A 12890-nucleotide genomic window follows, 5' to 3' on the forward strand; every position below is an offset into this window, starting at 1 on the left:
CACAAACCCATCATTGATGAATTTATGTACTTTTGCAACCATGACAGAGAACGATTTTATTCTTAAATCCTTCAATTCAAACCTAGAAGCTGGATCAGTAAAATGGTCGTCTCCGAGTAATATTGCCTTGGTTAAGTATTGGGGAAAACGCGAACCGCAAATTCCAGAAAACCCATCTATTAGTTTTACACTTTCTAACTGTAAAACCATCACTGAGGTCACCTATACCAAAAAAGAAGGAAGTGATTTTAGCTTCGACATCTATTTTGAAGGTGAAAAAAATGAAGCTTTTAAGCCAAAAATTCAGACGTTTTTTGAGCGTATAGAAGCCTATGTTCCTTTTTTAAGAGATTATCACTTTAAAATTGAAACCTCCAATACATTTCCACATAGTTCAGGTATTGCCTCCTCAGCGTCTGGTATGAGTGCACTAGCTTTGTGTTTAACAAGTATTGAGGAATATTTAGGTGCAGATTATACGAGTGACTATTTCTTAAAAAAATCGTCGTTCTTAGCAAGGTTAGGCTCGGGAAGTGCCTGTAGAAGTGTTGAAGGTGAATTAGTGGTTTGGGGACAAAATGAAAGTATGGAGAGTTCCGATTTGTACGGGATAAAGTTTAATGGCGACCTGCATTCCAACTTTAAAAATTATCAGGATACCATCCTTTTGGTGGATAAAGGGGAAAAGCAAGTGAGTAGTACCCTTGGTCATCAATTGATGCATGGTCATCCCTTCGCGAAGGAACGTTTTAAACAAGCGCATCATCATTTGGCACAATTAAAAGCGGTTTTTGCTTCTGGTGATTTAGAGAATTTTGTAAAAATTGTTGAAAGTGAAGCCCTAACGTTGCATGCTATGATGATGACCAGTGAGCCTTACTTTATATTAATGAAGCCAAATACGCTTGAGATTATAAATAAAATCTGGACGTATAGAAAAGCGACCGGCTCTCAAGTTTGTTTTACGCTAGATGCAGGCGCAAATGTGCATGTATTATATCCAGAGAATGAGAAGGATGATGTGCTGCAATTTATTAAACGAGATTTAGCCGTGTATTGCCAAAACAAACAATATCTCCTTGATTGTGTAGGTAAAGGCGCACAATTGATCAAAAATTAACTTAGGCTTAGTGTTTGACTGTAAACCATATAGCATTATAATCCGTATATTTGCAAGAGAAAATAGCACAACTTAAAATGAAAGGACCTCTTTTTTATTCTAAAATTTTGCTCTTTGGAGAGTATGGTATCATTAAAGACTCTAAAGGATTGTCTATACCATATAACTTTTACAATGGCGCTTTAAAGGTCGATGAACATCCCTCACAAGAGGCTATAAAATCTAATGAAAGTCTTAAGCGTTTTGCCGCTTATCTTGGAAATCTAGACAAGAATTTGGTGTCTTTCGATATTGAGAAGTTACGAAGTGATGTTGATGCTGGTATGTACTTCGATTCTTCGATTCCACAAGGTTATGGAGTCGGTAGTAGCGGTGCTTTAGTGGCAGCAATCTATGACAAGTATGCTTCAGATAAGATTACGGTATTGGAAAATCTAACCCGAGAAAAGTTGTTACGATTAAAGGCTATTTTTGCTGAGATGGAATCGTTTTTCCATGGTAAATCTTCGGGTTTAGATCCATTAAACAGTTATTTAAGTCTTCCTATCCTAATCAATTCTAAGGATAATATTGAAGCAACTGGAATTCCATCACAAAAAACCGAAGGTAAAGGGGCCGTATTTTTATTAGACAGTGGTATTGTTGGTGAAACAGCACCAATGGTTGGCATTTTTATGGAGAATATGAAGAATGAAGGTTTTAGAAGTATGCTAAAGGAGCAATTTATTAAGCATACAGATGCCTGTGTTGAGGATTTTCTAAAAGGAGATATAAAATCACTGTTTAGAAACACTAAGCAACTATCTAAGGTGGTATTAAACAATTTTAAGCCGATGATTCCAAAGCAGTTTCATGAGCTTTGGAAAAAAGGCATTGAAACTAATGACTACTATTTGAAGCTCTGTGGTTCAGGTGGTGGTGGTTATATTTTGGGTTTTACCGAAGATATAGATAGGGCCAAGGCTGCCTTGAAAGGCCAAAAATTAGAGGTTGTTTACAATTTTTAATTCTAAAAATATGACATTAAACCTCACAAGTATAGACTTTGTGAGGTTTTTTAATTCTACTATATGCTATCCAGACGGCAGAAACACATTCTACTCAAATTTTTCAGCCTCTTTTCGGTAGTACGCGGGTACAACATTCTTGTTGTAGTCATTGCACAGTATTTAGCCTCCATATACATTTTTGCGCCAGAAAAACCATTGGGTGCTGTGCTTTTTGATATCAATCTGCTCATGTTGGTTTTAGCCTCTTCGGCCACCATAGCTGCTGGATACATCATCAATAATTTTTACGACTCGGAGAAAGATCTCATTAATAGGCCCAGAAAAACGATGTTAGATCGTTTGGTGAGTCAAAATACCAAGCTGTCGTTCTATTTTGTCCTTAATTTTTTGGCTGTAGTCTTCGCCAGTTATGTGTCATTTAGAGCGGTTATATTTTTTGCGATTTATATTTTTGCGATATGGTTGTATTCACATCGTTTAAAAAAACAACCCATTACTGGAAACTTGGTGTCTGCAATTTTAACCGTAACGCCTTTTTTTGCCATTTTTATCTACTACAAAAATTTTGAACTCGTCATTTTTGCACATGCTATATTCTTATTTCTATTAGTGTCTATGCGCGAATTGACTAAAGACTTAGAGAATATCAAAGGGGATTTGGCACTCGATTATAAAACAGTTCCTGTAGTATATGGCGAAAAAATGTCGAAGCTAATGCTCACTATATTGGCGATCTTGACTATAATAGCTGGTATCATACTGATTCTGTTTTTTAAAATAGGACACATGTATTATTTCTTTTACTTAAGTGTAATGTTACTAGCTCTTTTTCTACTTATAGTGTGGAAATCGAATAAGAAAATGCACTATCTCATACTTCATAATATTTTGAAGTTTATCATAGTGGCTGGTGTATTTTCTATTTTATTAATTGATGTATCAGTTGTATTAAACCGTTTATAAATGAATACCACCTTAAAAATAGCCATGGCACAAATTGCTCCAGTCTGGTTAGATAAAAAAGCAACACTTAATAAGATTGAAAACGCTATTAAAGAAGCCGCAGAAGGGCAATGTGAACTCGTCGTATTTGGGGAAGCCTTATTACCTGGTTATCCATTCTGGTTAGCTTTAACTGGAGGTGCCGAATGGAATACCACTGTAAACAAAGAATTACATGCGCATTATGTTAGTAATTCAATTTGTATTGAAAAAGGAGAATTAAGTTCTGTTTGCGAATTGGCAAAAGAACACCATATAGCCATATATCTAGGTATTATGGAACGGCCATTAGATAGAGGAGGGCATAGCATCTATGCCTCTTTGGTTTATATCAATGAAGATGGAGCGATAAAATCCGTGCACAGAAAACTTCAGCCCACCTATGACGAACGCTTAACATGGGCGCCAGGCGATGGCAATGGTCTACAAGTACATCCATTAAAGGCGTTTACCGTTGGTGGCCTTAATTGTTGGGAAAATTGGATGCCATTACCCAGAACGGCTTTATATGGACAGGGCGAAAATTTGCATATTGCTGTGTGGCCAGGAAGTGATCATAATACCAAAGATATTACGCGCTTTATAGCGAGAGAATCGCGTTCTTACGTCGTATCGGTATCGAGCTTAATGTCTAAAACAGACTTCCCAGAACATACACCACATTTAGAGGCGATTCTTAAAAATGCGCCCGAAACTTTAGCCAATGGCGGGAGTTGTATCGCAGGACCAGATGGTGAATGGATTGTAGCGCCCGTCTTGCACAAAGAAGGGTTGATCATACAAACTATAGATTTTAATCGCGTTCTGGAAGAGCGTCAGAATTTTGATCCTGTTGGTCATTATTCGAGACCAGATGTTACTAAACTTACCGTTAACAGGGAGCGACAAACTACTGTGGAAATAAATAGTTAATGTTAACTATTGTTATACCTTTGCAAAAAATTTAAGGTATGAGCAGACAACAAGGTGGTAGAGGCAAAAAAAAGTTTTCAGGAAGAGGCGGTGCTCCCATTAAAAAACAATCACAACCCAAACGTTCATCGCATTCCGATGAGATTCGTCTAAACAAATACATTGCTAATTCAGGGATATGCTCACGTCGAGAAGCCGATGAGAACATTGCCATAGGTTTGGTGACGGTCAATGGAAAGGTCATTACCGAAATGGGTTATAAAGTAAAGTCTTCGGACGAGGTTCGTTTTGATGGACAGCGTATCACCCCAGAAGCCAAAGTTTATGTATTGTTGAATAAACCCAAAGGGTTTGCTACCACTACTGCCGAAGGAAAGGGACGAACTGTGATGGATTTGGTGGCCAATGCTACGACAGCTAATATAAAACCCATTGGACGATTGGGGCGCAATTCTTTGGGATTGTTACTGTTTACCAATGACGAAAAGGTGGTTCAAAAATTCACCAATTCAAAGCACGGCGTGGCACGTTTGTTTCAAGTTGAATTAGATAGAAACTTAAAATTCGAGGATCTCAAAAAAATACAGGAGGGTTTTAAAGTTGATGGCAAGTTAATTACAGTAGAAGAGGTTAGCTATATAGAAGGGGAGTCCAAAAACAATATAGGAATTAAAATAAAAAATACGGGAAATTCTATCCTTAGAACAATTTTTGAAACACTTAAGTACGATTTGGTAAAGATAGACTGTGTGGCCATTGCGCACTTAACCAAAAAAGATATTCCGAGAGGTCATTGGAAGCATTTAACAAAGCAAGAGGTTAATACTTTAAAAATGCTGTGAGAGGATGATCAATTTTCAAAACTGTTTTAAAACTTAAGCTTTGTTTTGAGGTTATAAAAATCAGTTTAAATACATATATATCCGATAAAACGCTATTTTTCTCATAAAAAAGCTTATATTTCGAATCCAAATCAACTCAACTTAGCATGAAATCTTTGGTTCGTTATGTTAGCTTAGCCACCTTATTGACATGTGTATTATCTTTTGGTCAACACAATAAATTAGATTCGGATAAAGATAATACATCACTCACTTCACTCTCAGAATCCTTACCAAAAATCTCTGTAGATTCAACTGTAACTGAGATTACGGCTCATGTTGATGCCATGATTAAATGGATGTTAGAAGAGCATTATAAATCGAAATACGTACCTATACTCATCTATGCAGAAAAGGGACTTTATTTAGCGAAAAAAAGTGGAAATCCCGAACATATTCACAATATGAGATCTGTAGTTGGGAATACACTTATCCGAGTAAAAGATACAATAAAAGCCAAAAATTTATTTCTAAAATCGCTTCGTGATGCTGAAAAGGTCGGTGACAGTGCTCTCATATTGAAGTATAAGGGTAATATGGCCAATATCTATTACTTTACAGATGGATATAAGGAGAAAACTATTAATATCTATTTAGAAAGTCTTGAAATAGCAAGAAAACTGAAGGATACAACTAAGTTATTTATTTTACATCACAATCTATCGCGAGCCTTTAATGAGACAAAAAAGCCTAGACGCAGTGCTTATCATATAGAGAAAACCGAACACTATTTAAATGCTTTAGATAATCCACCACATTATCAAGCTAGTCATCATCATAATAAAGGCCGAATGCTTCTTTTGTTAAACGACCCAGATGAAGCAATAATAAATTTTAAAAAGACCATTTCTATTTGTAAAAATACGGCATATACAGAAGCCTTAATTGAAGGTTATGAAGGCTATAAAGATGCATTAGAAATGAAGAAAGATTATAAAGGGGTATATGAGATTAGTAAGATCCTAGAAGTTTACGAAGAGGAGAGAAGCAAAGATGAGGCAAAAAATATTATTGAATCCGTGGGCGCTAAATTAGAGGTCGAACGATTTAAAGAGCAAATCAAACTAAAAGAGTTAGAGAAAGAATTGCTGCAAGAGCAAGCAGAAAGTAAGACGCTTTTGCTTTTTATTTCTATGGCTATTCTAGTTTTTATTTCAATAATTTTAGTTCAAACCTACAGATCCAATATTAAGCGTAAACGACTGATTATAAATTTAGAAGATAAAAATCTAAAATATTTGGAGGCTAAAAGACATAGTGATGAACTTACAAAGGCAAAGACAAAATTTTTCGCAACTGTAAGTCACGAATTAAGAACTCCGCTTTACGGTGTCATAGGTCTAAGTTCAATCTTATTAGAAAACAATGAGCTTGAGAAACACGAAAATGATTTAAAATCCTTGAAGTTCTCCGCTAATTATCTCTTAGCATTGATCAATGATTTGCTTCATATTAATAAAATTGAAACCAATACATCTAAAGAGGAAGAGTCTAATTTTGATATTAGAGAACTAACATCCACAATAATATCCTCTTTTGAGTATATCCGTGTCCAACACCAAAATACAATTACAATTAATATCCCTGAAAGCATTCCTATAATGTTAAAAGGGAATTCTGTAAAGCTCTCACAAATTCTTATGAATTTAATTGGTAATGCTTGTAAATTTACCGAGAAAGGGTGTATAACGCTAGATATAAAGAAGCTTGAACAAGATGATAAATCAGTGTTGCTAGAGTTTGTTGTGAGCGATACAGGTCCTGGTGTAGAAAAAACGAAGTTGTCTGAAATTTTCGATGAATTTACACAGATAGATTCTATGTCTGCAAATTATCAAGGAACAGGTTTAGGCTTACCAATTGTTAAAAAACTAATAGATCAAGCTGGTGGAACTATTGATGTAGAGAGTGAACTGGGTATTGGTACAACTTTTACCTTTAAATTAAAGTTTGTAATTTCTAATGTTGCAATAAATAATAAGACCGCACCAATATTAGATTTTAAGCAATTATCTAATAAACACATCTTGATCGTAGAAGATAATCGTATCAATCAAACAGTTACAAAACGGATATTAGAAAATGAAAATGTTAGGTGTACAATTGCTCAGAACGGGGAAGAAGCTGTAAGTCTGGTGAAAATAAATACATATGATTTGATATTAATGGATATCAATATGCCAGTAAAAAATGGAATTGAAGCATCTACTGAAATTAGAACGTTTAATAGTAATGTCCCAATTATTGCTTTGACAGCTGTAGAAATTGAAGAACAGAAGTACAAAATTTTTAAAAGCGGAATGAATGATATCATATTAAAGCCTTATGATATTGATTTATTTAAGAAAACCATAATCAAGAACCTTTTAAATAACGAAAGGAATGATTTTAAGAAAACGGCTCAAGACCTATTTTGATACCTCTACAGTATACGTGGAAATCAAGTCGCTGCCGATATAAAAGTGAATATCGTAAAATCCGGTTTTATCAAACAGGTGTTCTAACTCTAAGGTAGTATTGTCTATAGAAATCGATGATGGAGGTGTTTTTCGAGTCCCAAACCCATTGTCGAGCAAGAGTTTTATAGTTTCTTTTTTTATGGGGGCTTTAAGTTCGTATTTAAAACTTACGCTCTCATCCTTTTTAATGTTGTGATGCATTTGCAATGGTGCCTCGTGAAGTTCAAGGTGTTTATACGCATTACCATAAATGACAGGAGCTCCCAGAAAGTCATTAAAAGACGGGATGTTATCCTCCAAAAGCCACCATTTAGAATCAATAGGAAAATGATTCACGGCGAACAGTCTAGGGTCGGCGAGAAAGAACCCATCGTTATAGTTAAAATAGAACCTATTGGTTTTAGGATTGGGAATACCGCTTGCCCAAGTAGGGTCGCAGAGATACCATTTGCCGTTCAATTTTACAGCGTTCCAGGAATGATTGGGTAAGTCAAGCGTTTCGATATTAGTAGTACTGACACGGCCGTACCCTTGAACAATTTCGCATTCTATATTGGCGAAATCAGCCAAAGATTTTACCAAATAGGCATATCCTGTACAAATGGTACGCTTTTTTTTAAGCAACTTCTTAAAGAGTTTCTGCCTAAACTTAGTGTTCCATACATCGAGCTTTAAGCTATCGTCTTTAAATCGCTGCCGTTTGCGATTATTTTTAAGGTACAGGCCATAGTCATTAGCAATATTGGCACAGACCCATCGATAAATAGCCCTAAAGCGTTCGACATCCGTTGTTAAATCTGCTGTAAGCTTGTGCGCCAACTGAGGTAGATTTCTCAGTCCTTCTTTGTCATACGATAAGGTGATACGATCGGCCTTTTTAAAATCGATGTGATCAAAATCGGAAACCTGAGCATTTAAGTAACCAACACATAAAAACAACAATAAGCTATGTAAAGATTTGTGCAAAGTCTCTATTTACTGCTTTCGTCGTTTGGTTTTATAAGGCGTATTGGTGTCTAAGTCGCCAATCATTTCTACCATATCTGGCGTTAACTCTAATTTTATATAGTTAGTCTTATCGTCTATTGTTAGTTTTTGAGTTTCATAACCCAAGTAACTGAAGATTAAAACATCTCCGGTTTTTAATTTTTTTGGAAATGTAAATTCACCATTTCCGTCAGTGACGACACCTATTCTTGTGCCCTCTAAAGTAATATTAGCTCCAGGTAATGGTCCATCTTCATTAGCAACGAATCCTGTAATGGTTCTTTCGTTAGTTTGGCTATATGAAGGATTAAATGCAAATAAAGCCATCATTAAAACAACCATAAAGCCATAGGTTTTATAAGTCGCTTGTCTATTAGAATTCTGTAATTTCATAATATTTGAGTTTGTTGTCACAAAGATAAATGCTTTGGTTAAAGATATAAAATAAGCATGAGTTAACGTGAGCCTTCAATGAGTAAAGTACGATCTTCGGTGAGTTTGAAGAAGTGAATAAAGTGCGATTAAAATTAATATAGAATTAATATTACTAATTAATTCCTTTGTATATTAGTATCAATCAACCTACATATAAAATGAAAGATAATCGTAAACGTGTTATTGTAGATTTCAAAAAACTGACACCAGAAATTTTAGCAATGCTAGTAAATAAATATCCTGATGGCTATGATGATGATCATATCATTACCTTTAGAAATGCCAAGAATGAGGTTATTGATGCTGTCGAAGTCACTACCAAAGACACAAAATACTTGGTAAAAGTAAGTACCAAGTTGGCGGCAACGATGGAGAACTACGATGAAGATGATTATGAGGAAATTGAGGGGAACGACCCTGAAACGGTGCAACCTCCTGTAGATTTAGAAGACTAAACCTTTAAGGGTTTTTTTAATACAACTTCCCAAATAAATATTGAGAATACAACGAGGTATTCTAATCCGATGACCCATAAGTTTTCAGACTTATCGGAAGTTCCTATCCCTAAATAAGCCAAGTAGCTCAAAATGATAGCGACACTCCAAACGAGTGGATATCTGTAATTGGTGAATATACAAAGCAGTACCAAAGTGCCTATATACCATGGATGAACCGTAGTGCTTAAAAACAGATAGCAGCTAAAAGCAATGAGTATGGAAGCGGTTAATTTGGGGATGCTATTGTTCTGTTTGAAAAAAGAAAACCCTAAAATTATCAGTGCAGAAATAATAGGTAATACTTTAGTAATTATGGCTATTTCATTATAACCCGTAATAGCATACCCAATTGCTCTGACGATGTAATAAATACTGGCATTAAACTCAAAATCTCCAAACCAAAGCCCAACGGTTTTAGAGTAGTTGTTGAAGAATTCCATGGAGAAAAAGGGGAGGAAAAGGATTATTACAGTCATGATTACAATGACATAAAATCCTACCAATTTTGTCATTCCTGCGAAAGCAGGAATCCACTCGTTTAAATGACTAGTATTAACTTGATTATCGTAATGAGATTTCTCGACTTCCTGATCGCCGTACAAGACTTTGGAAGACGTGGCGCTCGAAATGACAGACCGTTTGTTGAAAAACCAAAAAAATAGGGGTAGAAACATGAGTGGAATCAACTTTACAGATATAGAGCACGCCATTAGAACCGCAGCCCATTTCCATCGTCCCGAATGCAACAGGTATAAAGACCAAACCAAAAAGAAAATCATGACACCTTCAAAGTGTAGATTTCCCGAAAATTCTATGATGATAAAAGGATTAAGAATATACCAGAAAATTCTATGAGAAGGCAATTTTAGGCACTCGAGGAGCTTTTTTCCGAAGTATAGCGTCCCCATATCTGCAGCAATGATAATGAGCCTCATGCCTATCACTGAGCTTAATATACTTTGACCGGGAAATAGATTTCCAAGTACAAAGCACAGTTGATTTAAAGGGGGATAATTGGTAAAATGCATGGCGCTTAGTTCACCCATGCCATTGTATAATTCTCTCGCATGGGCAATAGGAAGTTCACCATTGAGGATAAAGGCATTGGGTGTGTGGAGATAGGGGTTAAATCCCTCAAGAATCATGCTGCCATCCCATATAAAGCGATAAAAATCTTGGGATAAATTGGGAATTGCAAATAGAAACAATAATCGGAATAGAATAGCTGAAATGATCATAATTCTAGGGCCTGTGCTGAGCGCAGTCGAAGTATAAAATCCCGAAGTCTTAATGATTTGATAGGCAAAAACAAACAGTGCCACATACAAAAGGATGAGTTTTAAAGCTTCTGTACGTTCTAAACTATAAGCAAACCATAGATATAGAATACAACTGATGAGTATATAAGCTATGGTTGATTTTTTGTATTTAAAGATGTTGGATAGTCCGAGCATGAATTCAAAAGTACATGAATTTTTTAGTTTGAAAATTTAGCATTGGTCAAATGAAAAAAATTCATGAACTAACGACTATATAAATATTATCATATCTTTATTCTTGTCAGTTCGAGTGGATTTCAAAGGAATTAAATGAATTTGAAATTTGTATCGAGAACAAGATTAAGACTTCTCGATACGATTTTATCTCGTTCCTCGACAAAATCACTCGAAGTGACAGGAAAGTATAATTGTTGAGAAAAGTAATAGATTAATCTATGAGCCATTCCATTTATTTTAATCTTCTTATCCATAGTGATAAGTTTAGTGTTTATCGAGCGGTATCCGAACCTGAACACCTCGCGAATTGGTGGCCTCTAAAATGTACAGGAATTCCGAAGGAGGGAGAGAAATACAATTTTAATTTTACGGATGACTACGACTGGTATGCCGAGGTGAAAAGTGTTAAGCATGGAGAGCATATCCACTACAAAATGACAAAATCTGATGCCGATTGGGATCCAACCACTTTTGGCTTTGATTTAGAGGAGAAAGACAATGGTATTTATCTTCAATTCTTTCATAAGGATTGGGTAGAAAGCAATACGAATTTTAAGCATTCATCCTTTTGTTGGGCCATGTTACTAAAAGGACTAAAAGACTATTTGGAAAAAGGAATCATTGTACCCTTTAAGGATAGAGAATGATACTTATACTTTAGACCTTAAGGACTTAAAGAATACATAGCCGAAGCCAATACAAAGCATAAGGTGGAATGGGAATAGTCCAAAGTCACCACCTTGGTCACCAACGATAAAGGCACTGTATAAACCAAAGGCAAAATAAAGCGTCAGAAGGCCTTCGATAATGACATTTGATGACATCTTTTTTCTGAGGTATTTGTTGTTCTTCCAGTTGTCCTTAAATTTTCGGATATTGAATTTTGGCGTTCTTACAAATTCACTTTTTTTGCCGACGTGCCCTTCAATAACGGCGATGGAATTATGCAACGAAAAGCCCATAGCTATAGAAAAGAAGGTAAAGAACATGCCGATATAACCAAAGAACTTTCTGTAGCCACTACCATAGATGTTACGGTACATAAACCAATAGCACACAAAGAAAATAATAGTGCTCATAATAAAGAAGCTCATCACATAAAAATAATCTCTTAAATGTGCGTATTCGTTCTTGATATAGAGCATGGGGATACTTAAAACGGCAACAACAAAAATGCTTAGAAACATAGAGCTGTTGAGTAGATGAAGCAACCCGTGGACCTTGGTCTTAATAGAAATATTCTTTGACTTAACAACGCGCCAAAGCATTTTTCTAAAGTTTTCAGCCCCACCTTTGTTCCACCGAAATTGCTGTGATCGTGCTGCACTAATTACTATCGGTAATTCTGCAGGTGTTTCTACGTCTTCAAGATATTTAAACTTCCAATTTTTAAGCTGTGCTCTGTAACTTAAGTCCAAGTCTTCAGTAAGTGTATCGCCTTCCCAATTACCCGCATCAATAATACACTCTTTTCGCCATACACCAGCAGTTCCATTAAAGTTGATAAAGTGCCCTTTGCTATTGCGTCCGACTTGTTCTAATGTAAAATGGGCGTCCAACGCAAAGGCTTGAATTCTGGTCAATAAGGAATAGTTTCTGTTGATGTGGCCCCAACGCGTTTGAACAACACCGATTTCCTCATTTTTAAAATAGGGAACGGTGCGCTTTAACCAATTGGGTTGAGGTAAGAAATCGGCATCGAAAATAGCGATAAACTCACCTGTGGCAATTTTTAATCCTTCTTTTAGCGCACCAGCTTTAAAACCAGCACGATTGGTCCTGGTAATGTGCTTAATGTCTAGGCCAGTAGCGGCTAATTTTTCAATGTGCGCCTTTGTTGTATGTACAGTTTCGTCAGTGGAATCGTCTAAAACCTGAATTTCCAATTTGTCTTTGGGATAATCTAACAATGCGATATTATCCAACAAACGTTCCATGACGTACATTTCGTTAAATACAGGAAGTTGTACGGTAACAAAGGGAACTTCATCAGGATTGTTTAAATCGAATGTGTCGCATTTATCTCTTATTTTCTTTGAAGACAGGTAATTATATAGCAAATTCAATTGCGCCAATGCATACATGAAAATA

Annotated in this window: 12 protein-coding genes; 8 read left to right on the forward strand and 4 right to left on the reverse strand. The window is 35.8% G+C overall.

Annotation, left to right across the window (positions count from 1 at the left end; genetic code table 11):
* The first annotated feature begins 40 nt into the window (after positions 1-40).
* The 6 genes from mvaD (at position 41) to ACO052_RS06610 (ending at position 7342) form a co-directional block, all read left to right on the forward strand.
* Positions 41-1120, forward strand: a complete 1080-nt coding sequence (mvaD, locus tag ACO052_RS06585) for a diphosphomevalonate decarboxylase (RefSeq protein ID WP_422108050.1) — start codon at positions 41-43, stop codon at positions 1118-1120.
* Positions 1121-1197: 77 nt separating this feature from the next.
* A complete protein-coding gene (locus ACO052_RS06590; protein ID WP_422107212.1) occupies positions 1198-2127 on the forward strand; it encodes a mevalonate kinase family protein in 930 nt (309 codons plus the stop codon).
* A gap of 63 nt (positions 2128-2190) precedes the next feature.
* Entirely contained in the window at positions 2191-3093 is a 903-nt protein-coding gene (locus ACO052_RS06595) for a geranylgeranylglycerol-phosphate geranylgeranyltransferase (protein ID WP_422107213.1), read from the forward strand.
* Positions 3094-4044, forward strand: a complete 951-nt coding sequence (locus ACO052_RS06600; protein ID WP_422107214.1) for a carbon-nitrogen hydrolase family protein — start codon at positions 3094-3096, stop codon at positions 4042-4044.
* A gap of 38 nt (positions 4045-4082) precedes the next feature.
* On the forward strand, positions 4083-4886 hold the full coding sequence (locus ACO052_RS06605; protein WP_422107215.1) for a pseudouridine synthase: 804 nt from the start codon (positions 4083-4085) through the stop codon (positions 4884-4886).
* A 146-nt stretch (positions 4887-5032) separates the two neighbouring features.
* The gene (locus tag ACO052_RS06610) at positions 5033-7342 is read left to right on the forward strand and encodes an ATP-binding protein (protein WP_422107216.1); all 2310 of its coding nucleotides are present in this window, start codon (positions 5033-5035) and stop codon (positions 7340-7342) included.
* Here the strand turns inward: ACO052_RS06610 and ACO052_RS06615 are convergent.
* Positions 7334-8350: a transglutaminase domain-containing protein gene (locus tag ACO052_RS06615; RefSeq protein ID WP_422107217.1), complete on the reverse strand. Its 1017-nt coding sequence runs from the start codon at positions 8348-8350 to the stop codon at positions 7334-7336. The genes ACO052_RS06610 and ACO052_RS06615 overlap by 9 nt on opposite strands.
* 9 nt (positions 8351-8359) lie before the next feature.
* Positions 8360-8764, reverse strand: coding sequence for a carboxypeptidase-like regulatory domain-containing protein (locus ACO052_RS06620; RefSeq protein WP_422107218.1), 405 nt, complete (start codon positions 8762-8764; stop codon positions 8360-8362).
* Positions 8765-8964: 200 nt separating this feature from the next.
* Here ACO052_RS06620 and ACO052_RS06625 point away from each other — a divergent pair, with 200 nt between their 5' ends.
* Positions 8965-9261 (forward strand): hypothetical protein, encoded by a 297-nt coding sequence (locus ACO052_RS06625; RefSeq protein WP_422107219.1) that lies wholly within the window; start codon positions 8965-8967, stop codon positions 9259-9261.
* Here ACO052_RS06625 and ACO052_RS06630 read toward each other — a convergent pair.
* Positions 9258-10757, reverse strand: coding sequence for a mannosyltransferase (locus tag ACO052_RS06630; RefSeq protein ID WP_422107220.1), 1500 nt, complete (start codon positions 10755-10757; stop codon positions 9258-9260). The two genes, ACO052_RS06625 and ACO052_RS06630, sit on opposite strands and share 4 nt — an antisense overlap.
* 260 nt (positions 10758-11017) lie before the next feature.
* Between ACO052_RS06630 and ACO052_RS06635 the strand changes: the two genes are divergently transcribed.
* On the forward strand, positions 11018-11446 hold the full coding sequence (locus ACO052_RS06635) for an SRPBCC family protein (protein WP_422107221.1): 429 nt from the start codon (positions 11018-11020) through the stop codon (positions 11444-11446).
* A 3-nt stretch (positions 11447-11449) separates the two neighbouring features.
* Here the strand turns inward: ACO052_RS06635 and ACO052_RS06640 are convergent, their stop codons facing one another.
* Positions 11450-12883 (reverse strand): cellulose synthase family protein, encoded by a 1434-nt coding sequence (locus ACO052_RS06640; protein ID WP_422108051.1) that lies wholly within the window; start codon positions 12881-12883, stop codon positions 11450-11452.
* Positions 12884-12890: the final 7 nt, after the last annotated feature.

The organism is Winogradskyella sp. (assembly GCF_965228925.1).
Classification (GTDB): Bacteria; Bacteroidota; Bacteroidia; order Flavobacteriales; family Flavobacteriaceae; genus Winogradskyella.